The organism is Mucilaginibacter sp. P5_A6 (assembly GCF_056400585.1).
Genome location: NZ_JBFUKZ010000009.1, coordinates 86,981 through 111,041 on the forward strand (window position 1 = coordinate 86,981; position 24,061 = coordinate 111,041).

Sequence of the window (24,061 nt, forward strand, 5' to 3'; positions counted from 1 at the left end):
ATTAAGCTACCGCTACAAGCGGCTCTTCAACTTCTTTTGATACTATTTGTTTTTGGAAACGGGTGATCAATACAATTACAGATACTACCATAACACCAACGCCGATGTAGGTAAACGCCTGCACATAAGTAATGGTAGATGATTTGAATAAAAAGCCAAACAGCATACCACCCAGGTTACCACCCGCACCAACTATACCGCTCACCATACCTACATTTTTACTGTTAATAAATGGCACAATACCATAAGTAGCACCATTTGACATTTTAAGGAACAGAGCGAATGAAAGCATAGAAATAATAGCAGCAGTAAGGTTGCCAGAGTTGGCAAACAAAATAAGCCCTGCACCTTCTAATAACAATACACCCGCAAGCAATAAGCCCTTACCGCGCATGCCGAATTTACCGCCAACCTTATCAGATACGATACCACCCAACGCACGGGCAAAAATGTTCATGAAGCCAAAAATACCAGCCCAAAAACCAGCAGAGCTTTGCGACAAATGAAACGTATCAACAAAGTGCAGCGAGGCTACGTTATCAAACGTGATTTCCATTCCAAAGCACATGGCGTATGATAAGGTTAAGGCCCAAACGCGCCAGTCGGCCAAAATAGACCAATCCGTTTTTGAAGAACTGGTTTTAGTATGCCCTATTTCGTCATAGTTACCGTTGGGCGTATCCTTGGTATATTTATTATATATAAATGCCATAATCAGCATCAATACGCCCGGTACTATCATGGCGTAACGCCATGCTTCGGCTTTGGTAAAACCTGCACCAACAATGGCTGCAAATATTAACGGCATTACCATATTAGTTATACCACCACCCAGGTTACCCCAGCCACCTGTTACGGCATTGGCTGTACCCTTTATATTAGGTGCAAACATCATAGATGTATGAAACTGTGTAATCACAAATGACGAACCTATTACGCCAATAGCAAGGCGGAACAACAGGAACGAAGTGTAATCATGCGCCAAACCCACTAAAAAAACGGGCAATGAACCTATAAGCAATAATCTTACTGCAGTTTTGCGTGGTCCCCAGGTATCACAAAGCTTACCAATAATAAGGCGTGCTATAATAGTAGCAGCTACAGATGCTATAATGGTATTACCTACCTGCCCTTTGCTTAAGTGCAGTTCGGCACGGATGGTTGGCATCAAAGGGGCCAGGCCAAACCAGCCAAAAAAGCACACAAAAAACATGAGCCAGGTGGTGTGGAAGGTGCGCATTTGCACGCCCTTTAATGAAAATATATTCAGTTTAGTAAGTTGTTTTGCTGTTGTGTTATTCATGCTATCGTTTTTTATTTTGTGGGATGGTATATTATTAGTCTTCATCATCTATAGAGAACTTTTCAATCAATAAATTCAATAAGCGGTCGTGAATTTCCATATACATGGGGTCGTGTACTATAAATTTTTTATTACGCGGCCTTGCCAACGGAACATCCACAATTTCTTTTATTGTAGCTGCAGGGCCATTATTCATAACCACTACCTTATCTGCCAAAAAAATCGCCTCTTCAATGTCATGCGTAACCATCACAATGGTTTTTTCGCGATGATCAAGGTTCCATAGTTTCAGGAGCTCAACATGCATTGCACTTTTGGTTAAGGCATCAAGCGCACCAAAAGGCTCATCAAGCAATAATATTTTTGGATTAATAGCAAAAGCGCGGGCTATAGCCACCCGTTGCTTCATTCCTCCCGAGAGCTGACCAGGCAATTTATCCTTATGCTCCCAAAGATTTACCATCCTTAAATTAGATTCTACTAATTTAACCCGCTCTGCCGCGGACAATTCTTTTAGGGCGGCGCCAACCGCTACCTCAATATTTTTATAAACTGTAAGCCACGGAAGCAGGGAATAATTTTGAAATACAATTCCTCTATCGGGTCCGGGCGAGTTTACTTTTTTACCATTTGCATATACCTCGCCGCTTGTAGGTTTAACCATGCCGCTTATGGTGCTCATAAGAGTTGATTTACCACAGCCGGAATGGCCTATCAGTGCAACTATTTCGCCTTTTCTTACTGTCAGATCAATTTCCTTAACAGCGGTATATATTCCTTTAGGCGTTTTAAAACTAACTGTTACATTATTTACCTGGATGCTTACCGGCGCATTAGCGCCTTGTTCCAAAATAATTTCGGCAGTTGCAGTAATGTCATCCGCAGGTGGTGCAATTATTGACACGTTACTCATAAAATTAAATTTTTAATAAATGATGATTAATTTTTAAACCGCGTACGAGAATTTTTGCTGTAACCAGGTAAAACACCTATCCAGCAATGAGCCTACTACTCCTATTATAATAATAGCTACTAAAATTTTTGCTACGCTGCCCCCGTTAAATCCCTCTTCCCAAACAAAGTTGCCCAGGCCAATTCCTCCCGAAAGCATTTCGCCGGCAACAATTACCATCCAGGCAATACCGATAGATAACCTTAGGCCGGTAATAATATGAGGCAAACTAAATGGCAATAATATTTTGGTAACGTATTTCCACTTTGAAAAACCGAAGGCCTTGCTCACATTTTTATGATCCTGCGGAATATGCGAAGCGCCGAAAGCCGCATTGATTAAAGTGGGCCACAAACAGCATATAAAAATCATGAAAATGCTGGCCTTTGGCGAGTCCTGGAAAATGGCCAGTCCTAATGGAAACCAGGCCAAGGGCGAAACAGGTTTTAAAATTTGCACCATTGGGTTAATAACCCGCATAGCTATTTTGCTGCTCCCCATAATTAAGCCAATGGGTATTGCAAATAAACTGCCCAAACCAAAACCAATGCTTACCCGGCTAAGCGAGCTCAGCAGTTTGGTGCCTATCCCTTTCTGGTCGGCATCGTTTTGAAATGGGTGCTGTATTACCTCCTTAAAAACAGTCCAGGTAGCCGATGGTGCAGGAATCTCGTTTTTAGTGAGCTTAGCTATTAAAGCCCATATACCGCCCATAATGATCATGCCTGCCAGGAAATAGACTACCGACATGGCCGTTTTTACTGAAAATAATTGCTTCATATCATTTTAATGTTTTGGTAAACCTGCCGGGCCATATAAGCCTGGCAGGCTTTTTCCATGTTAATTAACTATTCAACCTATTTTTTTGAACCGGCTATATATGGTGCCGGGTTTTTCGGATCAAAAAATATAGTTTCCAGGTTTGTTTTAAAAGGTTTCATATCCTCCTGCACAGGTACTCCCATGCTTTTGGCAACCTCGCTATATAAATCATCCATGATTAATTTTTGCGCTACCGCAGAATAATCCGGCGCAGTGCTGATCATCCCAAAACGCATGTACTGGGCCATAAACCAAATACCGTATGATAGTTTTGGCGTATTTACCGCGCCATTGTTGTAAAACAACATGTAATCATCCTTGTATTTTTGAACGCCCAAGTCGCAGCCAATTTCTGTTGAACCCATTAACCGGGCCTCAATAACCTGTACCGGAGCATTCACATAATTTGGCTTGCTAAGTAACAGCGCGGCTTTTTTGCGGTTGCTCATTACATCAAGCCATTTACAGGCTTCAATAATGGCTTTCATTACATTTTTAAGATCTTCTTTATCGGTTTCGGCAAAAGCCTTGTTGGCTACCAGCGCTTTTTCGGGATGGTTTTTCCAGATGTCCTGGCTGGATATTTGGGTAAACCCAATTCCCTGTGTTGCAGCAACGCCATTCCAGGGTTCGCCTACGCTAAAGCCTTCCATATTATCCACTTTCATGTTGGCTACCATTTGCGGCGGCGGGATGGTAATAATACCCACCGATTTAGAATTTACACCGCAGGCTGCCAGCCAGTTGCGCAGCCATATATCATGCGTGCCGCCCGGAAACGTCATGGCAAAGGTTACTTCCTTACGGGCCTTTACAGCTTTAATGGCGCCGGCCACTTTTTTAAGATCCCTGAAACCAACCAATCCGCAAAAATCTTTCGACAAGGTTATAGCCTGGCCATTATTACTAAGGATCATGGCTATCTTCATTTCGGACCCGGCTTTACCGCCAATACCTGTGTACACCGAAAATGGCATAGAGAAAAGACAATGCGCGGCATCCAGCTCGCCATTTAATATTTTATCGCGGATTACCGCCCATGATGCTTCTTTTGATAGTTGCACATCAACACCATATTTGGCAAAAAAGCCCATTTCTTTTGCAATTACCAGCGGGGCACAGTCTGTTAACGGGATAAAACCCAGCTTAACTACTTTTTTGGGTGGGTTGGCAGCAGCGCCGCTTATCATAAGTAAAGCGCACAAACACCATGATAGTATGGGCTTGTAATATTTTTGTATATATATATTCATTGCAGGCATTTTAAGTTTTATGATTTAGTTATTGTTTGATAGCTACCGGTTTACTGTAAAAAAAGTCGGGTGTAAATTTCAACATTACATAAGCCCAGGTACCTGTTTTATTAAAGGTTGCGGCAGTAGCATCGTTTACGGCTTGTGCTTTAGCAAACGGCATACTGTCTGTAGCCTTCATCAACGAGTAAGCCAATTCAATATTGGTAAACTTGTTCATGTTATAGCTTAACTGCAGATCGGCCTCTTTACCCAGGTTTCTTTTAATAATTGTGCCATCTGCTTTTTTCATATCCTGGTTCAGTGAAAAGGAATGCAGATCCAGACCTAATGCAAAGGTGTTGGCCGTATATTTAAATTTAACATAAGGGTTACTTAAACCGCCTTTAGGCGATCCGGTGCCTGCATAAAAATAATCCATATAGCCCCAAAACTTGTGAGGTGTGCCATACAACGGATCAAATGAGTTGTTTTTACCTAAGGCTATATCGGAAGTTTTAGTACCCGAAAGCACATCATAACCAGGGGTTATGCTAAAGAGGTCTTTTTGATAAGTTGCAGCGATAGTATAATGAAACGCGCTCATCTTTTTACCATCCCTGTCGTTACCCGATTGGCGGTAGTAGGCACCCTGTATAGCTATTTTGCCAAAGCCCGAGGCATTGCCAATAGTGGGGTTAAGCATTAAACCATAGGTATAACGTTTGTTAATCCCATAGTCATAAGTATCGGTGGCGCTGCTTGGCACAAAACGCCTGCCGTAAACATATCCGGCGGTTGCGCTGCCTACTGAATCGAGGCGGTATTTACCAAAATTATCATTCAACAATAATATAGAAAGCTTAGTTTGATTAAACTTTTTACTGATATACAAACTGGTGAACGATTTGTAGTTTTGTGTTGCACCATTAGTACCGGCTGGGTTACTATATAAAGGTGTACCTGTTTTTGAACTGTTGTTTGCTGCGCTTCCTGCTGCAGTTAACGGAACAATACCAGCCGGAAGCGGTACCAGCGTACCTAAACTATTTTTAATGTATGCAGGTAAATTACCTGGTAAATAATTGGTGTTGGTTACACCATTGGCATCGGTGTTTTGATTATAAGCAAAGCCAAGATCAACCTGCCAGCCGTGGTGCACGGCTTTTAATAATGCCATATCATGCTGGCGTGCCTGTTGTAGCCAATCGAGGTTACCAATAAGCCGCGAATCATCATAAATTAATTCCTGCCGTCCTATTTTAAAGGTAAGCAGATCTAATAACTTAAACCGTACGTTGGTATCGGCTTTATTGGCCAGGGTTAACTCGGCCCAGCCTTCATGTAACATAAGGCGGTTGCCATCAGCCGCCGATATGGTTGAAGCATCAGCTCCCCATACTCTTATATCCTGCACACTTACTCCAAATGTTAAAAGATCCCATTTATAACCAAAATTTAAACGGGTGCGCTGCGAAATAAAGTCGGCACTTTTTGCGCCCTTTGGTACAAGGTTGCCATAGCCGTCACGGGCTTCTCCCCGTATCCGTAATTGCCCTGCCAGGCTGAACTGAGCCCTTACTGTGTTAAATTGAAAACTGCCTAAAATTAAAAATACGGCAAATACTATGAATTTATAGCGTACATTTTTATACATTTGAATTGGTTTTTTATTTGTTAAAGCGATTAAAAACTGTTTGGCCCTGCCTGGGAATGCGACCTCCCGACAGGGCTTTTTTATTATATTTTTTTTGTTTTCACATAGGCGACATCGTTTTTTTTAATAATTCTGAATTTAATTTAATAAATATATCGTATTTAATGAATAAATGCAAATATTTGCAGCGCAAAGTTAATTTTTATGATTAAAATCATGTAATTATTGATTTTTTATCAAAATTTTAAATTTCATGGGTTTAAAAATTACGAAAATATGTTTTTGATAATTTTTTACTTGGCAAAAATTGAAAAATTGGCAATTAAATTCGATAAAAATCAATATTTATCAACTTAAACTACTTAAACACTTCAAAATTTACCAAACAACTCAATTTTTATCGCTATTTTTAATAAAAAACAAGAGAAATTACTTACTAAATGAAAAAGAACATTCAATGCGACAACCAAACTTGTACTTTATGCAAAAGCTGTATAAAAGAATGGTTGCCAGCCATTGCCGCAAACAGAAAAAACTTCAAAGTTAAGAAAGGACAGGTTATTTTTAGCGAAGGCGACCCGGTTACCGGAATCTATTTTGTGTACCAGGGAAATGTGAAAGTTCACAAAAAATGGGGCTCAGATAAGGAACTCATCATCCGTTTTGCCAACAAAGGAGCCATTTTTGGGCACAGGGTGTTAGGAAAACACGCAACTCATTACCCTATTTCGGCAACAGCGCTTGAAAATGGTATTATATGTTACGTTGATATGGAATTTTTTGAGGCAACTTTAAAAGTAAACCCTCAATATACCTACCAACTGATGTTATTTTTTGCCGATGAATTACAGGAAGCAGAAAAAAAGATGCGCAACCTGGCACATATGCCTGTTAAAGGCCGCGTTGCCCATGCTTTGGTATCACTAAAAGATCAGTTTGGCATTAACGAAGATGGCCATATTGATATTGAGCTTACCCGCCAGGACCTGGCCTCTTATGCCGGTGCAACTTATGAAACAGTTTTCAGGGTGGTGAACGAGCTGACCCAGGAAGAAATCATCAGCACCAACGGCAAAAAGATCAGCATTGTTAACCAGGAAAAATTATTTGTTTTAACACAGGATACCAATCAGTAGCATACGCAAACCCAGGGACGGGTTGCACGTTTGCGTATAAAAAAAACAGGCGTTGACTCTATTGGAGTCCCGCCTGTTTTAATCTTAATTATTTGTAGGTATTTGCCTTAAGCGATACCCACAAATACCTTACCGTCTGCAACTTTTACAGGATAGGTTTTAATAACCAGTTCCTCTTCGCCAATACATTCGCCAGTAAGTAATGAGAATGCTTTTTTATGAAAAGGACAAGCTACTTTTGGCTCGCAACTTTCGCCGGCACTGCCTATCATTCCCCGCGAAATAGCCATTTGCTGTTTATGCGGACAAAGATTTTGAGTTGCATACCACTCACCCCTGCGGGTAAAATTAAAAATAGCTATCTGCTCATCGCCATGCTTTACGCACGATCCGCCATTTTCGGGCACATCATCTACATAACATGCCAGTATCCATTGTGTTGCTATTGTTGTTTCCATTGTGTTATATTTTTATCAGCCCAGCACGTCCTTTCTAAAACATGCCGCCTTCTTTTTTTGACTTTTTGAATTTTAACTTAAAAACCTACCACTCTTTAGCCCGCACCTGCTCGCGCATTGGTTCAAACTGTGCATGTGGATCTTTTTCTTCGGGAGCGTTTATAAAGTGGGCAAAACGTTTGCGCATTCCAGGACTTTCAATCACCTCTTTCCACTCGCAGTGATAGGTATCTACCAGCGCCTGCATTTCTTCTTCCAGTTGTTCGGCCAGACCAAGACTATCGTTTACAATCACATTTTTAAGATAGCTCATTCCGCCATCCAACTTGTTAAGCCAGGTTGCAGTACGGGTTAGCGGGTCAGCGGTTTTGATATAAAACATCAGGAACCTATCAAGGTATTTGATACAGGTTGCACTATCAATATCGGTAGCCAGCAATTGGGCATGTTGTGGTTTAGATCCACCATTACCGCATATGTAAAGGTTCCAGCCCTTTTCGGTAGCTATAATTCCAAAATCTTTTGACTGTGCTTCGGCACATTCACGTACGCAGCCACTTACGCCACCTTTAAGTTTGTGCGGCGCACGGATACCTTTATACCTATCTTCAATCTCAATAGCGAAAGTTACACTATCATGCAAACCAAACCGGCACCAGGTACTGCCTACGCAACTTTTTACGGTACGCAAAGCTTTGCCATAAGCATGACCGCTTTCGAAACCAGCATCTATCAGCTCTTCCCATATCAATGGCAGATCGCTCAAATGCGCCCCGAACATATCAATACGCTGCCCTCCGGTTATTTTGGTATAAAGCCCGTATCTTTTAGCTACCTGCCCAATCACAATTAATTTATCCGGAGTTATCTCGCCACCAGGTATGCGCGGCACTACAGAATAAGTACCGCCTTTTTGAATATTTGCTAAAAACCTGTCGTTACTATCCTGTATAACTTCCTGTTTTACTATTACATCATTCCAAAGGCTTGATAATATACTGGCAACAACAGGCTTGCAAACTTCACAGCCATCGCCTTTACCATAATGATCAAGCACCAGGTCGTAATTTTTCAGTCCGTTTATTTTTACAAGATCAAAAAGCTCCTGCCTTGAATAATCAAAATGCTCACAGATCACATTTTTAATATACTGCCCGTTGGCCTTCATGGTTCCTGCAATCAGGTCTTTTACCATTGGCACACAGCCACCGCAGCCGGTACCGGCTTTGGTGCATTTTTTCATCCCATCAATACCGGTAACGCCACCTTCATTTACCGCCGAGCAGATTGCCGATTTGGTTACCGCCTCGCACGAGCAGATAAGCGCATCATCGGGCAGGCTCATTACACCGGCTCCCTCACTTGCAGCGCCACCTCTTGACCCCAGGATAAGATCCTCAGGATCGGGAGGAAGAACGATTTTATTATTTACCGTTTGCAGCAACATATTATAGGCATCAGCATCACCTATTAATATACCACCCAAAAGCTGTTTACCATCATTGGAGATATTAATACGTTTGTAAATACCCTTGTGCGTATCTTCAAACAAAATGGTACGACAATCCGGCTCAGTTATAAAAGCATCACCAAAGCTGGCTACATCAACACCAATCAGCTTTAGTTTGGTGCTCATATCGTATCCGTAGAAAGATTTATCCACCTCGGTTAAATGAGCAGCCACAATATCAGCCATCTCATAACCGGGCGCAACCAAACCGTATATCATTCCTTCATACAAAGCACATTCGCCAATGGCATAAATGCTTGCATCGCTGGTTTGCATTTTTTCGTTCACAATGATACCACCACGGGTGCCAACATGTAAACCGGCAAGTTTTGCCAGCTCATCGCGCGGACGGATACCGGCAGAAATTACCAGCATATCAACCGCAAGCTGACTATCATCATTAAAGCGAAGTGACTCGATCTTTTTTTCGCCAACAATAGCAGCGGTACTTTTATTTAAATGAATATGCAAACCCAGCTGGCTAAGCTTCAACTGCAGCATACTGCTACCGGCCGAATCTATTTGCCTTGGCATTAACCGCGGGGCAAATTCAATTACATGTGTTTCTTCAATACCCAGGTCAATCAGGGCTTTGGCAGCTTCAAGTCCAAGCAACCCGCCACCCATTACCGCTCCGCATTTTGCATTAGCGGCACAGGCTTTTATCAACTCAAGATCTTCAATAGTACGGTAAACAAATACCCCCTCTTTTTCGATCCCCGGAATATCGGGCACAAAAGCAGATGAACCGGTAGCTAAAACCAGGTAATCATATTTTAAGGTAACACCTTTTAATGAGTGGATTGTTTTTTCGGTACGGTTGATCTCCTGGATAGGATCGTCAAGATGAAGCGCGATGTTATTATCGGCATACCACGATAAAGTGGAAAGCGACAGATCATCGGCAGTTTTGCCATTAAAATATTCGCTCAGGTGCACCCTGTCATAAGCGTGACGGGGCTCTTCGCCAAAAACAATTATTTGGAACTGGGTTGATCTGGCTAAAAGTTTTTCACAAAACTTGTAACCCACCATACCGTTGCCAACAACAATGATGGTTGGTTTTGACATATCGAAATTTTTTAAATGTTAAAGCAATTTTCAAACCTAAATGCATCCAATTACGACCTTGATTACATTTACACTACAATTATAACTCAAAAAAACGTCAAATAAAAATTTAAATTCATTTTTTTATTAAATAAATCATGTTTATTGACATTTTAATTCATAATTTAGAGGTATTAATATATTTTACATCATCAATAAAGATTATTTTATTGATAAATTTAAGACTTTGGCAAAATCACTCAAATAAAATCAGTCATTATCTGATTTTTTAGCCACAAATTTGAAAATATGCAAAATAAAATACAAAAACCCGAACTATTTGTGATTGGAGCCGGTCCGGGGGACCCAGAATTGATAACAATGAAGGGATATAAGCTACTTCAACAAGCAAAAGTTATTTTATATGATAACCTTGCTAATAAAGAATTGCTGGATATAAGCCCGGAGGATTGCGAAAAGGTATATGTTGGCAAACAACCTTACGGCGATTATACTCCACAGGAAACCATTCATGAGCTTATAAAACATTACGCTTTTACCAAAGGCAGCGTGGTACGGTTAAAAGGTGGCGATCCGTTTATATTTGGCAGGGGGTTTGAAGAGATCATTTACGCCCGCGCGCATGGTATTACAACGCATTATATACCGGGCATTACCAGTATGCAGGCATCGGGTTGTGAGGATATCCCGCTCACCCATCGTTCGGTAAGTGAAAGTGTATGGATGGTTACCGGCACAAAAAAGGACGGACGGCTATCTGCCGACCTTAACCTGGCGATGCAAAGCAACGCTACCGTAGTTATATATATGGGTATGAAAAAGCTGGAAGAAATTGCAGCAGCTTATATAGCTGCAGGCCGTGGCGATACCCCCGCAGCTATTATACAGCATGCATCGCTGCCAAAACAAAAATCGGCAAAGGGGGTGGTTAAAGACCTGGTAACAATTGCTGCAGAACACCAACTTACGTACCCGGCCATCATTATTATTGGCGATGTAGTTAATGTTAAAAATTAAGAATTGATATGAAGATCAGGATAAAAGGAAACTCCCTGCGGTACAGACTTACCAAAACCGATGTTGAACAATTTGACAGGGATGGGTATATTGAGGAAACAACCACTTTTGGTACACACGTATTTAAATATGCACTACAACGGTCCATTACCGAAGTTTTAACAGCAAGCTTTAATAACAATACCATAACCATGTACATGCCGGCGGCAATGGCCAACAATTGGACGGGTTCTGATCGTGTTGGGTGTGAAAGCAACAGCAGCTCTTTATATCTGCTGGTTGAAAAAGATTTTAAGTGTTTGGATAATGTAGCTGAAGACCAGAGCGACAATTACCCAAACCCACTGGCATTTCAAGTCAGATAACCCCGAATTGGAAAAGCCCTGATCAATTGCGGATCAGGGAACTTTAACGGCTTGCCGGGCCAGTAAATGCCATCCGGATTTGTTTTTTACCCATACCAGCAATATTCCAATTTTAACCGTACCCGGGCCTTTACCTGCATCATTGGTAGCGGCAGATAAAATATGCCTTACTATGGCCGTATTCCCTGATATGGTGATTTTTTGGTCAGACAGATCGATGGTAACAAAGTCTGAAGCGCCGCTGGTTATACTATGTATAAATTCATTTTTAGTTTGCAACATTCCACCCGAATGACCATAACTGAGGCTATCTGCTGTTAATTCATCCAATGCCAGACTGTCGGCATCAACCATGGCTTTACGCAGACTTTCTACTGCTGTTGCAACCTCTTTAACTGATTTTTTTGACTGGGCCTTTACCAGCTCCGGCGTTACGCTGTTTATCATAATCAAGCAAAACAAAAATTTAATTCCTGAACTAATTTTCATGACTTTATAATTGGTTAATTGCATATTTTTTAACAATATATCATTTTTTGATCAAAAACGTTTGCACTACCGGCACCGCCGTTTGCAGTTTTGGCTCATTGCTGTTACCATACTGCCAGGCTACTACCGTAACCTTTACAGGGAAACGGCTACGTGGCGGGATTGCTGTAAGGTTTACCCTGTTCCCGGTTATTTCAGCAGGGCCGTCCTGGATATAAAAGTACACAGGAACGCAGGCATCTGAGACAGCTTGCAGCATTATATTTTTAGCTCCGGATGCCTGATCTGGAATTGGAGAAAATGTAATATGTTGTTCTTTTCCTTGTGTATTACGCGGGGGCACTACCATTTGCGATTGTTGTACAGCAGGTTTATATTCTGCATCACCGGGATGGGTAGCTGCAAACCATAATTCGTAACTGTGCGGATTTTCCCAGTATCCTAATTGAGGATGCAACCGGAAAGTGGTATCATTAAGCTTAATAACCGGGCCGGTTATCCGGTCGATGCGGATGGATTTGCCTGATAACGGATGACCAATTTTACTACCAACAGGCATATCTGCCCAAACGGGTAACCTGGGGCTACCGCCTGGTACGGTATCATAAAACGCTGCCTTTAATTTAAAGGTGATACCATCGGGTTCGGGCTCAAATTTAAGATTAACCTGCTGGTGGGTATTCCGCTGTTCAACCATTTTACCATGCTGAACATAACCTATCAGTTGCGGCTTTTGGTTGCGGGGTTTAGCTTCATAGTTTACAGTTGCTTTAGCAGTCTCTTCATCAAAATACCAGAAAGCCTGCCCCTGATCGCCTTTATATTCATTTACCCGGGCAGGTTTGGCCACGGGCAATTGGTTGTAGCGCCATTTATCAGCCAGCCAACCCTGTTTTGTGGGGTCAATTTTTATCAAAACAGGAGCCTCGCCCACCGGGGTATTTTTAGGTAACCGGTATTGAACTGCCTTTTTTATGTAAAAAGCTATGTATGCAATCTTTTCTTCGGTGGCGGCAAAATGCCCCTGGGCCGGACTGGCCAGCATGCTCAGCGGCATCAAAGGATGCTCCCGGCGTTCTTTCAACCCTTCATCCGACCATGTATTTGCCGCCTCGTACTCTCCCATAGTTTCCAAACATGGTATATAATCAATATTTTGATCCTTGCTCCAGATATCCGGTAAAAACTGGTTGCGTACATAAGGCCATTGCCCGCTTACGGAGATACAAACCAGTGTACGCCCGGGGTTCCAGGCGGCAAAATAGTATGGAACGCTTGCCATGGCGGAGTGGCCCATAGGTATTACCGGCGCTAATTTTAGTTCATCGTAGCCCGATGCTAATGCCAGATCGTCCATTATTTTGTTGAACTGTTCCCCGGCGCCTTCGTTAAATAAAAACTTTCCGTTAAATGCCGGGCTTACCCATATCTCGGCAATGCCCAGCTTACCCATTTTTGCCCTGAAATTTTCACTTTCCAGTATAGATTGTTCCTCCATGTTATTCTGTGCAAAAACAACAGCCTTTACACTTTCACACTTCGGCGGAATCCATAAAAACGCCCTTGCCTGCCCCGGGTTTTCCTTAGCATCCCTTACCCGTACAGACCATTGCCATACCTGGCCTTTAACCGAAGGAACGAAAAGAGCAATCAATATTAAAACTATGATATACCTGGCTGTTTTCACATTATTCGGGCTTAATAGCTATTTTAGTTAAGGGGATTACCGGCATATCAAACTTAACGCTATGTTGGTTTCCGGTTATTACCTTTTTGCCGGTTATGGTTACAGGCTTACCGCTAATACTATAATTCAGGACAACGTTCTTTCCGGGGGCATAATCATCCGGAACTGTTAAAACAACTTCCTGGTCGGCTGTAAAATAAAGCTGGTTATTGTTGAAACTTAATGCGGCTGAGGACGGGACATTTGATTGTAAACCATAACCACCTTTTTGCAAACTATAACCATTACCTAAAAACAGGAATTCGTTTTTTGCTGCTTTTAGCCTCACCACACTGTACATGCCCTTAAAACTTATATCCTTATAGGTAGTTGTCGCGGTACCCGCATCTGCCATAATATAGTCGCTTATTCCATTTTTGCTTTCAACCCGCAAGCCGGTAAACGTGCTATCTGCACCAGCGGCAGTAAAAGAAGATATCTTATTAATGGTGCTTCCTGCTACTCCCGCCGATGGCTCATATATTGCCGCAAATGGCTTGTTCCAGGCTTCGCCGTTTTGGCGCACTACAACAGTTGGCAATGGCATATTGGCAATACTATCCGGTATCATCTCATTACCGCGCCATGAGCGGGATGGCGGGGCTTTAACGCTGAATATTTCCCTGCCGGGGTAACCTTTCATCCACATATTCATAGCCACCGGCTGTCTGCCCGATATTTGCAGGTCAAATTTGGCCTTAAAATCATTTGAGGAGGTGATAGATTTTTTATCCCACCAATAATCATAGCCCATTAGTTCCACATTCGCAAAGGTGAGTTTATCCGTAGTTTTCAGCTCTAAGCCCTGGCCCAAACTATCTGACAGGGTAACCTGCTGACCCAGGTTATGATAAATATAATCATGGTATTTATCTCCGCCAAGTTTCTTCTTTGAGCGAAAAATATCAACGTAGTAGCCGGAGCTATCTCCTGTCCGTATAATACTCATCAGCCTGTTTTGATCGGCATTTGTTTCCGGTTCCAGGAAGCTTACATCAGAAAATGTTACATCAGGGAAATAACCATCAACCCTCCCCGACTGCGGGTAACAGGCCATTAATTGCAAGGGGTGATTACTCTTCATGGTTGGGTACGATGAAATACCATCAACCACTACGGTGTTATGCGCCGGAAACTGGGAATAATATTCGGCATAGTCCGTTTGGAAATAACTACCGCCTATACCGCCTTCGGGAGCCATTATAAGCCCTTTTCCATAAAGCTCCATGGCGATGCCGTTGGCGTGCGCATGATTGCCTGATGAGCCCGCCTGCGATATCATTAACCCGTTATTTACATCCAAACCATTACGCAACACCATCCAGCTTACATTAGGCGACCAAAATGTGGCGGTTAAGTAATCGCCGGGTTTACCGGCGGGTATTTTTTCGGAAAGGGTTAAAGGCGGGCTGGCAAACAACGCGTTAAAGCCGCCTCGTTTGGGAGCTTCCTTTTGCGTGTTTTCAACGCCTATTTGCTGAATGGTTTTCAGCATCCTGGTATAAGTGGCCTCCTGCCCTGTTTTATGATATAACCGCGCATTCCTGATCATATCTTCAATGCCGCGGGTGGGTAAATGACCATAGTGAGTATCGCCAAAACCAACAATATAACCATTGGGATAAAGGTACTGCGCCTGCGCCAATACTGCTTTTGGTAAAACAGGCATCTGTGGTAAGAAATCAATTTTTAAAGTGCGGTCAAAAAAGCCAACAAAACCCGTAAAATCACCCAGAACGTTAACAGAGTAGCCAGGGCACTCGGACCAGATTGCAGTATTAGGGTCATACCCTTTTCTTAACAAATCCATAAGCGCCCATTGGCGGGTATTGGTTTTATTAAGTACCTGGTCAAGGTAGTACTGGCAGCCTTTCCCATCGGTATACTGATCATTATCATCAAGTACCAGGGCTATATTGGCTACAAACCGGGCTTCAATCAAATCCCAGTTATTAAACGGGACGCCATTTTTAACGATGATATCGGCCCATTTTTTTAAAGCGCCCGCGTATAGTGTTTTTTTATCATTATGCTTTTTATCGATGTAATTATATAACAAGTCATAACATGCGGTAAGCGGTTCAACTATATCCTCATGAATTACTTCAAATGCAGATAAACCCACCAGCGTTTGATCGTGTCCGCGGTTTAAGTCTACTGGTTCGTTACGGTAATAAATGCCGGTTACGTAAGTATTGAAAATATCATAGGCAAACCTGGCATACTTTTCATCGCCGGTGTACCAGTATATCATAGCAGCATCGCGGGCTTTATTCATGATATCAATGTTGATAGATTCAATAATACGGCCGGTTTTTGATTGATCTACCCATTCCCATGGTTTACCAGGAGCTGTTTTATTTTGAAGGTAAATTTTACCATCCTGATCCATATATGGCTTAATATCGTCCAAAGCCGGGTGCGAATATGCTGTTGCCACATCCCTTGTACCCGTAAAACGAACTGTAGGTACAGGCGCTTTTCCCGATGCATAAGCATAAACGCCGTTCTTGATGTAAACATCGGTTGAGTGTTCCTTCCAGTACATTTGAAGGCGGGAAACTATCCATGTGCTATCAGTTTGATGGCGGATAACATAGGGCTTCACTCCGTTATCAATACTTTGGTAAGTGGTTTTAGCCCAAGCTTCTTTTTCAATCAGTTTTTTCAGCTGATCTTTCCCTGTCCGTGCATCAGTAACCAGCCCTGGACGGAATGGACTGATATGAGCAGGTATTGCTATATTTTGAGCCCGAAGGTGAGCAGGGCTGAGTATTACAGCCCACAGCATAACCATACTAAAAAAACCTATTTTAATACTTTTCAATCGCATATCTTTAGTCACTTATTATAACCTTGAATTGACGTTAGCCTTTAGTCGAAAGTCTTAAGTTCGAAGTCAAAAAGAATAAATCCGACTTACAACTTACGACTTAGTGCTATTGACTTAACACAGTTTCCTATTTTGCATCTACCCTGAACCAATCAAAATCGGCATATCCGCCTAAACGTACACCAGGGTTGCTTGTACAAAACAGCCCAACCTTTGCCCCTATCCATTTATCCTGCTTAGCATAAAAATCCTGACCTATTGATTTAAAATTTAGACCGTCCTCGCTGTAACTGAAAGCACAGCGTGCACCGGGGGCTATCACGCTTACCTTTAAATACGCAACGGATGTGCTTATTCTTTTTTCGTCGATTATTTCTTCGGCACCGCCGTTCAGCGCGTTTTTGCAGATCACCTGGCTTATTTTATATCCTTTTTCATCTTTGGCGATGGATAAATAGGCATAATCATTACCCGTAATTATCAATCCTGCTTTTTTACCCTGCCAAACATCCCACTCAACTTTATAATCAACTTTGGTAACAGCAGTAAAATTTGGAGCCGGGAATTTTTGCAGCAGTAAATTTGGAACCGGCCAAAGGTTAACAGCGTCCTTATCATGCGGAATAGCAAACAATCTTAAATAACCACTTCCGGGTATTTGGGCGCTCCACTGTAGTTTGGGGTTGGCATGCCATTGCCATTGCAAACCTGGTGATTCGCTGTTAAACTCGTCACTTTCTGCCGGCGTTTCTATAGGATATACTTTACCAACGTCGGGCTTTTTAAAGGTGAGCACAGGTTCTCCTTTACCATCCCCATCTATATCATTCCCTATTACGGGCCAGTCATTCACCCATTTTACAGGCTCCAGGTAAACTATACGTCCGTAAGGACCTTTATCCTGAAAATGAATAAACCAGGGCTGCCCGGTTTGGGTTTCTACCAATGCCCCCTGATGCGGCCCGTTTACATCGGTTTTACCCTGATCCAGAACTACTTTATTTTCATACGGGCCATAAATGCTTTTCGCCCTTAATACCAGCTGCCAGCCGGTTGCTACCCCACCAGCAGGGGCAAAAATGTAGTAATAACCGTTTTGCTTATATAATTTAGGGCCTTCAATAGTATGGTTTTTACCATGCCCGTCAAAAACATGTTTACCCTCATCGGTAACTTTGGTTCCATCAGCATCCATTTTAAAAATAGTGATCAGACTGTTTACGCCCGCGCGACTACCTGCCCAGGCAACAGCGAGGTAAGCTTTGTCGTTATCATCCCATAACGGTGCAGGGTCTATGATCCCTTTTCCGGGTAAAACCAACACTGGTTTTTCCCAATCACCTGCCGGGTTTTTAGTTTTGATCATGAAAACACCGTAATCGGGATCGGGGTAGTAAATATAAAATTCATCATTATGATGCCTTATGCAGGGTGCCCAAACACCTTTACCATGCTGCGGTAGATCATATACAGCCTCGGGTTCCTGTTTTTTTAAGGCGTAGTTGATCACTTTCCAGTTTACCAGGTCTTTAGAGTGTAAAATGGGTAAGCCCGGCGTACAGTTAAAACTCGATGCAACCATATAATAATCGCTCCCAACCCTGATAGCATCCGGGTCCGAATAATCGGCATATAAAATGGGGTTCTTGTATTTTCCATTACCGAGGTCGGCAACCCACACTTTTGATAGAGCGGCGTTTTGCGCGCAGGCTAATGATGACAATACGGATAATATTATGATTAAAACCGGCATTTTATATATGCCGGCATTTCCAACATTCAGATCAAACTTAATTTTTGTGCAGCTCTGCATATTTCTGAATTACTTAGCGTTACGGGCCAACATATCCCTGACCATTAAAGGCAAAACCGGGCTGGCATAAAAAGAATTAAAACCATTTTTCATTTGAAAAACACGGGCCAGGAAAAAGCCATATACCTTGTTTTTTTTATCGATCCAGGGATACGCTCCGGCCCAGCTTGGGCTGCTAATCAGTGTTGCCTTACCATTGGTGTCAACTTCTTCACGCCATTCTCCTAAACCGTAAATATCATTACGATTGCTGCCACGGGTTTTCATGATATATTGTTCGGTAAACGGCGCACCATGTACCTGGTCTGCCTGCATTTGTTCAATACCCTTTACAGACAATATTCTTTTGCCATTATACTCGCCATTATTCATAATCATGCTCAAAAAATTTCCATAATCACCAAGACTGGTTCTTGCGCCGCCACCCAGCATAGGGCTTTGCCCGCCAACATCGCTAACCGGGGTAAAATGTGTGGCTGCCATGTGCAAAGGGATGGCTATATTTTCCTGGAAAATGGTTTCCCAATCTTTACCCGTTGCCAGCTCGGCCATCCGGCCGGCCACCTGCATGGCCAGGCCGCCATATTTAAATTTGGTTCCGGACAGGGTATCTGCAGGCAGATCAACTATATGTGCAACCGATTCCTTTAATGTTTGATAATTATCGGCATGATTACCTGGCGGCTGATAATCAGGATAACCCGCTGTATGCGATAAAAGCTGGCGCAATGTTGCCTGGCCTTTAACATCTTTAAACTCCGGCAGCCATTTACTTACTTTATCATCCCATGAAAGCTCTCCCTGGTCAACAACTGCAGCTATGGTTGCAGCGGCAAGCCATTTCCCTGCAGAAGCAATATATGCTACCGATGCAGGGGTATAATCACCAAAATATTTTTCATGGATAGGTTGATTGTCCTTCGCAATAAGGATAGATGCTCCCTTATAGTAACCACTATCTATCCAGCCGTTGATCTTACTATCGATAACAGAGAAATCATAGGCTGTTTTTTTTGTGTGAGATTGCGCGGATACGGTAACTGCATTCGCCAATAAACAGCAAAGCAACAAATTACCCATAAAATACCTTCTCAATGACCTCATTAGTGTTTAACCTTGTAATACTTTGAAGCAAACAGGAAAATAACCACGTAGCAAATAATGGGTAAATAATATGCCTTTGCCACATCATGATTGGCAACCTGCCCCATAATGAACGGGAAGAACGCGCCACCAACTACGCCCATTGATATAAAGGATGAGGCCTGCTGGGTATGGCTCCCTAAATTTTTTAAGCCAAGACTGAAAATGGTTGGGAACATAATGCTGAAAAAGAAGTTGATCATCATTAAAGCAATGTAGGAGGGCCAGCCAAAACCCTGTGCAACAATTAAACACATAATGATATTACAGATAGCGAAAATGGCAAGCAATTTATTTGGTGCTATAAACCGCATCAGATAAGTGCCAACAATACGGCCCGCAGCCATCATAGCCATAAATATACTCATGTAGTTTACCGCGGTCTGGCTACTCAGTTTCATTACTTCATGCCCGTAATTAATAAAAAAAGCCCAGGTACCGCCTTGTGCGGCGACATTAAAAAACTGGGCAGCTACCGCCCATACAAAATGTTTGTGCTCATATAGTTTTTTATTGGGTTCAATATCTATGTTAGTCGCATCAGGGTCTGTTGCTACCTTGGTATGCGGATCGATCAATACGGGGATTCTTAAAAACAGGAAAGCGACTGCTATCAATATAATTACACATCCTATACCGATGTATAATGATTTTACCGATGTAAAATCCGTACTATGCTCGGTTGTTGAGCGGAAAAGAAAATAAGAGCCGATAGCAGGCCCAATAATGGTACCTACCGCGTTGAAGGATTGTGAAAAATTAAGGCGCTGATCACTGGTACGCTGATCACCAAGGGCGGCTGCAAAGGGGTGTGCCACAGTTTCAAGCGTTGCCATACCACATCCCAAAACAAACAAAGCAACCCTGAAAAAGTTAAATGAGGCGGCATTGGCAGCAGGCACAAATAAAAATGTGCCGGCGGCAAATAATAATAAGCCAAGCAGCACACCTGGTTTATAGCCAAACTTCTTTAAAAAATATCCGGCAGGGACACTCATAATAAAATATGCCCCAAAAACAGAAAACTGAATGAGACCCGATTGCGATTTGGAAAGGCTGAGCACATTTTGAAAATGCTTATTGAGTACATCGCTCATGGATAGTAGTAAACCCCACATTAAAAATAATGAGGTGACAAAAATCAAGGGGACGATGAATCTCTTCTCGGTAAATGCGGGTTTTGAGGTCATAAAATATTGGTTTGATTAAAACAATGATTGTATTTAGATTTAAGCATAGGTAAAAACACAGCGGTAGCTTTGGTTATATTATCGCAAATTACCAACACTTCTGTACATACAAATTGAATAGACATCGCGTATTAATTAATTTGTTCAAGACTGATAGCCTCGCCGCCCGAAGGCAACAGGCTGATATTTAAAACCGTTTTGCTTGTAACCGTTTGCATACTCACCTTAACATGGGTTGCTGTATTAACCGATGAATCATCGCTGTATATTTTGGCTTTATATTTTTTGCCTGGTTCAAGAAACTTCAATTCAAGCTTAACCTGGCGTGCATCATTGTTGGTGATGGTACCCACAAACCAATCAGTTCCCCTACGCCTGGCGGTAGTAATGTACTGGCCGGGCGTACCCTGTATCACTTTTGTTTCATCCCAGGTGGTTGGTATTTTGTCCCAAAACTCCAACTCTGGTTCGTTATGTTCTGCCGATGGCTTATCATACCAATACAGCGTTTGCAACGGACTGTAATAAATGGCGGCCAGCGCCAGCTGGTGGGCATGCGTGGTTTTTATACGTTTATCAAAATAGCATATGGTGTAATCGGCAGCGCCGGCAATGTAGCGGGTAAATGGTAAAATGGTATTGTGGGTTGCATCCGGCATTTCTTCGTTACCACGAATGCCCTCTGCCGATACCAGGTTTGGCCAGGTGCGTTGTTCGCCGGTAGGTCGCCAATCATCGTGTATATTAACCATGATGTTGCTGGCGGCAGCCTGTTGAATGGCCTTTTCCACCCAGGTTGTCCACCGGTGCGAGCCAACCTGTACAAAACCAAACTTTACGCCTTTTACACCCCATTTATTATAAACAGCAAACAGGCTATCGCTTTGTGCATACAATGCCTGCTGGTTTACATACAACCAGATGCCTACGCCTTTTTCCTTACCGTATTGGATAATGCCGGGCAGGTCAAAATCAGGAATGGCAACTTTTGTTGCATCGGAACTAAAACTAAAGGCCGGCCCATACCATTTCCAGTCGAATAGAATATATTGCAGGTGATGTTTTACCGCAAAATCTATATTTGTTTTGGCATCGGCTGTGCTTTGGCTCATTACCCGCATAATTTTGCCGGGTTTTATCCAACTGCTATTGGTTATTTTACCGGGTTCATTAAGGTTTAGCAACATATAATTATGCTCAACCAGGTCGCCAGGTTTTTCGGCTATCATGATAGCGCGCCATGGAGTACCAACCGGCGATACCAGCTGTGCGCTACCAAACATGGATGTTACCAATGTTGAAGTTTTGCTGTCGCTTAGCTTAAACTTAGTACGTGCATAATCCACCAGCTGTGCTTCGCCAAGGGCGACAAAAAGGCCGTTGGGAAGCTCAAGTGTTAACGGGCGTTCGCTTTCGCCGGGCCAGTTAGTTAGGGGCAATTTTAAGCAGGGAGCCTGGGCCCAGTTGGCAAACCAGGCTTGTGTACCTTGCGGCAAACTGAATTCAGTATTTTCGGCTGTGATATTATAATATGTTCCTTTGGGGTTTTCGGGTAAATAGTAACGGATGGCCGCCCCCTCGTTATAAACCCGTACCTGTACCTGCAGCACATAATCAGGGTTATCGTCCTTTACCAGGGTAATATCGGTTTCGTTGTAAAGGTCTCTCACCTGGCTAACTTCACCTAAAACCGGCAACCAGGTTGTATCATGGGTGGAGGTTTTAATACTTTTTATTTCGAGGTTTTCGCACCAGTTTTTATGTTGATCAACCTTTAGCGCCATGGCTTTCTCTGATAATTGGTTATCCATCTGTATATCCAGCGCAGATTCGGTTATAACGGGCTTATCTTTAAAATTTACCAGGTAATACATAGTGCGTTTGCCCGTGTTATTTTTTTGATAAAAACTGAATGTTATATTTTTATCGGGCGATTGAATTGTAATTTCGGATCCTTTTATAATATCCTGGCAATACCCTAACGAGGCACACCACGTTGTAAGAAAGCACAATACTGTTAGCCTGGCTGTAATTATCATCTTATATAAATAAATTGGCTTGTTAGTTTTTAAGTTTACCTTTTTGTAAATTTTCAAGTCTCAGCAATGCCTCAATGTAGTAATAATCAGCGTAAATGATAGAGGCATCAATTTCAGTTCCGTTGGGTTTATGCCCTGTTGAATGTAACAGGAAAGCCGGGTTAGTACCCCTGCTTTGATAACTTGCTGATGAAAGTGCCACCAGCATTTTTTCGGCATAGTGCCTGTATAATTTGGCCTTCGCTTTATCTTTTACAAACGTGGAAAGCTCAAGCAGCCCCGAAGCAGTAACGGCCGCGGCGGATGCATCTTTAGGTGCGTTTGGAATATCAGGTGCATTAAAATCCCAGTAAGGGATCAAATCTGCAGGTAATTTCTTTAAGTACACATCTGCAACCTTTTGTGCAAAATCCAAAAACTCAGCTTTATGGGTTTCGCGGTAGCACATGGTAAAGCCGTAAATAGCCCATGACTGGCCCCGGGCCCACATGCTGCTATCGGCGTATCCCTGGTGTGTAATTCCTTTAATTTTTTTGCCGTTTACGGTATCGTAAACTACTACATGATAAGCTGAATAATCTGGCCTGAAATGATTATGCATGGTGGTTTCCGCATGTTTAACCGCAATATTATACAGGTGATGGCTACCTCCGTTTTTTGAAGCCCAGAATAACAATTCCAGGTTTATCATATTATCAATAATGGTATTGTGTGGCCAGCCCATCTTTTTTACCATAGCCGGCCATGATAATATAGTGCCCACTTTAGGATTAAAAAGGGTAGCCAGCGAATCGGCCGATTCAAGGATCACCTTTTTGTATGCCGGATTTTTGGTAAGGCGATAGCCGTTGCCAAAGCTATTGTTGATCTGGAAACCCAGGTCGTGATCAAAACCACTGTGGTTGGAGAGGGGCGTTAATTCGCGCGTATATTTATCGGCAGCAACTTTCCATTTTGCATCATGTGTCCCCTGGTATAAATACCATAGCACCCCCGGCCAAAAACCGCTGCACCAATCATGGTAACTTACAAATTTCCAGGCAGTATTGTCGTTTGCAATATTGCGTGGCAAATTTGCCGCCGAATCGGCAGAGACCTCTTTTAATGTTTTAGCTGCCTGCTTTGCACAGTACAAGATCTCTTTTCCGGGCGAAAACCTGCTTTGGGCAAATGCTAAACCGGCAAATGACCAAATCAGTATACTTAAACCTGCCTTTTTTAAATTATTATTAATCATTTTTTTTAATCAATACTGTTCTTTTTCGCATTTCATATACCTGGTTATTTAGGCAGGAGATATTGGGA

At 42.5% G+C, this 24,061-nt stretch carries 18 protein-coding genes; 3 read left to right on the plus strand and 15 right to left on the minus strand.

Annotation, left to right across the window (positions count from 1 at the left end; all coding sequences use genetic code 11):
- Nucleotide 1 precedes the first annotated feature (1 nt).
- From AC1DO4_RS12210 to AC1DO4_RS12230, 5 genes are all read right to left on the minus strand, one after another.
- Entirely contained in the window at nt 2-1,303 is a 1,302-nt protein-coding gene (locus AC1DO4_RS12210) for an MFS transporter (protein WP_477402304.1), read from the minus strand.
- A 34-nt stretch (nt 1,304-1,337) separates the two neighbouring features.
- The gene (locus AC1DO4_RS12215) at nt 1,338-2,216 is read right to left on the minus strand and encodes an ABC transporter ATP-binding protein (RefSeq protein ID WP_477416111.1); all 879 of its coding nucleotides are present in this window, start codon (nt 2,214-2,216) and stop codon (nt 1,338-1,340) included.
- Nucleotides 2,217-2,249: 33 nt separating this feature from the next.
- The gene (locus AC1DO4_RS12220) at nt 2,250-3,035 is read right to left on the minus strand and encodes an ABC transporter permease (protein ID WP_477416113.1); all 786 of its coding nucleotides are present in this window, start codon (nt 3,033-3,035) and stop codon (nt 2,250-2,252) included.
- A gap of 77 nt (nt 3,036-3,112) precedes the next feature.
- Nucleotides 3,113-4,330 (minus strand): CmpA/NrtA family ABC transporter substrate-binding protein, encoded by a 1,218-nt coding sequence (locus AC1DO4_RS12225; RefSeq protein ID WP_477416115.1) that lies wholly within the window; start codon nt 4,328-4,330, stop codon nt 3,113-3,115.
- A 28-nt stretch (nt 4,331-4,358) separates the two neighbouring features.
- Nucleotides 4,359-5,966, minus strand: coding sequence for an alginate export family protein (locus AC1DO4_RS12230; RefSeq protein WP_477416117.1), 1,608 nt, complete (start codon nt 5,964-5,966; stop codon nt 4,359-4,361).
- 440 nt (nt 5,967-6,406) lie between these two features.
- On the opposite strand from AC1DO4_RS12230, the gene AC1DO4_RS12235 reads away from it, so the two are divergent.
- Nucleotides 6,407-7,102, plus strand: coding sequence for a Crp/Fnr family transcriptional regulator (locus tag AC1DO4_RS12235; RefSeq protein WP_477416119.1), 696 nt, complete (start codon nt 6,407-6,409; stop codon nt 7,100-7,102).
- A 107-nt stretch (nt 7,103-7,209) separates the two neighbouring features.
- Here the strand turns inward: AC1DO4_RS12235 and nirD are convergent, their stop codons facing one another.
- Nucleotides 7,210-7,560 carry a nitrite reductase small subunit NirD gene (gene nirD, locus AC1DO4_RS12240; RefSeq protein WP_477406928.1) on the minus strand — a complete coding sequence of 117 codons (351 nt, stop codon included), beginning with the start codon at nt 7,558-7,560 and terminating at the stop codon, nt 7,210-7,212.
- A gap of 85 nt (nt 7,561-7,645) precedes the next feature.
- Complete coding sequence (gene nirB, locus AC1DO4_RS12245; protein WP_477416121.1) at nt 7,646-10,141, minus strand: nitrite reductase large subunit NirB; 2,496 nt, start codon at nt 10,139-10,141, stop codon at nt 7,646-7,648.
- A 288-nt stretch (nt 10,142-10,429) separates the two neighbouring features.
- Between nirB and cobA the strand changes: the two genes are divergently transcribed.
- The gene (gene cobA / locus AC1DO4_RS12250; protein ID WP_477416123.1) at nt 10,430-11,158 is read left to right on the plus strand and encodes a uroporphyrinogen-III C-methyltransferase; all 729 of its coding nucleotides are present in this window, start codon (nt 10,430-10,432) and stop codon (nt 11,156-11,158) included.
- Between the two features lie 8 nt (nt 11,159-11,166).
- The gene (locus tag AC1DO4_RS12255; RefSeq protein ID WP_477416125.1) at nt 11,167-11,523 is read left to right on the plus strand and encodes a DUF7009 family protein; all 357 of its coding nucleotides are present in this window, start codon (nt 11,167-11,169) and stop codon (nt 11,521-11,523) included.
- Nucleotides 11,524-11,556: 33 nt separating this feature from the next.
- On the opposite strand, the gene AC1DO4_RS12260 is transcribed toward AC1DO4_RS12255, so the two are convergent.
- The 8 genes from AC1DO4_RS12260 to AC1DO4_RS12295 all read right to left on the minus strand — a co-directional run bounded on the left by AC1DO4_RS12260 (nt 11,557) and on the right by AC1DO4_RS12295 (nt 23,993).
- Nucleotides 11,557-11,970 (minus strand): nuclear transport factor 2 family protein, encoded by a 414-nt coding sequence (locus tag AC1DO4_RS12260; protein ID WP_477406920.1) that lies wholly within the window; start codon nt 11,968-11,970, stop codon nt 11,557-11,559.
- Between the two features lie 82 nt (nt 11,971-12,052).
- Nucleotides 12,053-13,699 carry a hypothetical protein gene (locus tag AC1DO4_RS12265; protein ID WP_477416127.1) on the minus strand — a complete coding sequence of 549 codons (1,647 nt, stop codon included), beginning with the start codon at nt 13,697-13,699 and terminating at the stop codon, nt 12,053-12,055.
- Nucleotide 13,700: 1 nt separating this feature from the next.
- Entirely contained in the window at nt 13,701-16,571 is a 2,871-nt protein-coding gene (locus AC1DO4_RS12270; RefSeq protein ID WP_477416129.1) for an endo-acting ulvan lysase-like protein, read from the minus strand.
- Between the two features lie 127 nt (nt 16,572-16,698).
- Nucleotides 16,699-18,384, minus strand: a complete 1,686-nt coding sequence (locus AC1DO4_RS12275; RefSeq protein WP_477416131.1) for a glycoside hydrolase family 43 protein — start codon at nt 18,382-18,384, stop codon at nt 16,699-16,701.
- A gap of 9 nt (nt 18,385-18,393) precedes the next feature.
- Nucleotides 18,394-19,488, minus strand: a complete 1,095-nt coding sequence (locus AC1DO4_RS12280) for a serine hydrolase domain-containing protein (protein ID WP_477416133.1) — start codon at nt 19,486-19,488, stop codon at nt 18,394-18,396.
- On the minus strand, nt 19,488-20,717 hold the full coding sequence (gene fucP, locus AC1DO4_RS12285) for an L-fucose:H+ symporter permease (RefSeq protein WP_477416135.1): 1,230 nt from the start codon (nt 20,715-20,717) through the stop codon (nt 19,488-19,490). The genes AC1DO4_RS12280 and fucP overlap by 1 nt, the downstream gene beginning before the upstream one ends.
- Nucleotides 20,718-20,848: 131 nt before the next feature.
- Nucleotides 20,849-22,756 carry a glycoside hydrolase family 97 protein gene (locus tag AC1DO4_RS12290; protein WP_477416137.1) on the minus strand — a complete coding sequence of 636 codons (1,908 nt, stop codon included), beginning with the start codon at nt 22,754-22,756 and terminating at the stop codon, nt 20,849-20,851.
- 22 nt (nt 22,757-22,778) lie between these two features.
- Nucleotides 22,779-23,993 (minus strand): glycoside hydrolase family 88 protein, encoded by a 1,215-nt coding sequence (locus AC1DO4_RS12295; RefSeq protein ID WP_477416139.1) that lies wholly within the window; start codon nt 23,991-23,993, stop codon nt 22,779-22,781.
- Nucleotides 23,994-24,061: the final 68 nt, after the last annotated feature.

What these genes read in the sequence shown, in the direction of transcription:
- AC1DO4_RS12210 (WP_477402304.1), bottom strand. Translation starts at nt 1,303, where the DNA reads ATGAATAACACAACAGCAAAACAACTTACTAAACTGAATATATTTTCA.
- AC1DO4_RS12215 (WP_477416111.1), bottom strand. Translation starts at nt 2,216, where the DNA reads ATGAGTAACGTGTCAATAATTGCACCACCTGCGGATGACATTACTGCA.
- AC1DO4_RS12220 (WP_477416113.1), bottom strand. Translation starts at nt 3,035, where the DNA reads ATGAAGCAATTATTTTCAGTAAAAACGGCCATGTCGGTAGTCTATTTC.
- AC1DO4_RS12225 (WP_477416115.1), bottom strand. Translation starts at nt 4,330, where the DNA reads ATGAATATATATATACAAAAATATTACAAGCCCATACTATCATGGTGT.
- AC1DO4_RS12230 (WP_477416117.1), bottom strand. Translation starts at nt 5,966, where the DNA reads ATGTATAAAAATGTACGCTATAAATTCATAGTATTTGCCGTATTTTTA.
- AC1DO4_RS12235 (WP_477416119.1), top strand. Translation starts at nt 6,407, where the DNA reads ATGAAAAAGAACATTCAATGCGACAACCAAACTTGTACTTTATGCAAA.
- nirD (WP_477406928.1), bottom strand. Translation starts at nt 7,560, where the DNA reads ATGGAAACAACAATAGCAACACAATGGATACTGGCATGTTATGTAGAT.
- nirB (WP_477416121.1), bottom strand. Translation starts at nt 10,141, where the DNA reads ATGTCAAAACCAACCATCATTGTTGTTGGCAACGGTATGGTGGGTTAC.
- cobA (WP_477416123.1), top strand. Translation starts at nt 10,430, where the DNA reads ATGCAAAATAAAATACAAAAACCCGAACTATTTGTGATTGGAGCCGGT.
- AC1DO4_RS12255 (WP_477416125.1), top strand. Translation starts at nt 11,167, where the DNA reads ATGAAGATCAGGATAAAAGGAAACTCCCTGCGGTACAGACTTACCAAA.
- AC1DO4_RS12260 (WP_477406920.1), bottom strand. Translation starts at nt 11,970, where the DNA reads ATGATAAACAGCGTAACGCCGGAGCTGGTAAAGGCCCAGTCAAAAAAA.
- AC1DO4_RS12270 (WP_477416129.1), bottom strand. Translation starts at nt 16,571, where the DNA reads ATGCGATTGAAAAGTATTAAAATAGGTTTTTTTAGTATGGTTATGCTG.
- AC1DO4_RS12275 (WP_477416131.1), bottom strand. Translation starts at nt 18,384, where the DNA reads ATGCAGAGCTGCACAAAAATTAAGTTTGATCTGAATGTTGGAAATGCC.
- AC1DO4_RS12280 (WP_477416133.1), bottom strand. Translation starts at nt 19,488, where the DNA reads ATGAGGTCATTGAGAAGGTATTTTATGGGTAATTTGTTGCTTTGCTGT.
- fucP (WP_477416135.1), bottom strand. Translation starts at nt 20,717, where the DNA reads ATGACCTCAAAACCCGCATTTACCGAGAAGAGATTCATCGTCCCCTTG.
- AC1DO4_RS12290 (WP_477416137.1), bottom strand. Translation starts at nt 22,756, where the DNA reads ATGATAATTACAGCCAGGCTAACAGTATTGTGCTTTCTTACAACGTGG.
- AC1DO4_RS12295 (WP_477416139.1), bottom strand. Translation starts at nt 23,993, where the DNA reads ATGATTAATAATAATTTAAAAAAGGCAGGTTTAAGTATACTGATTTGG.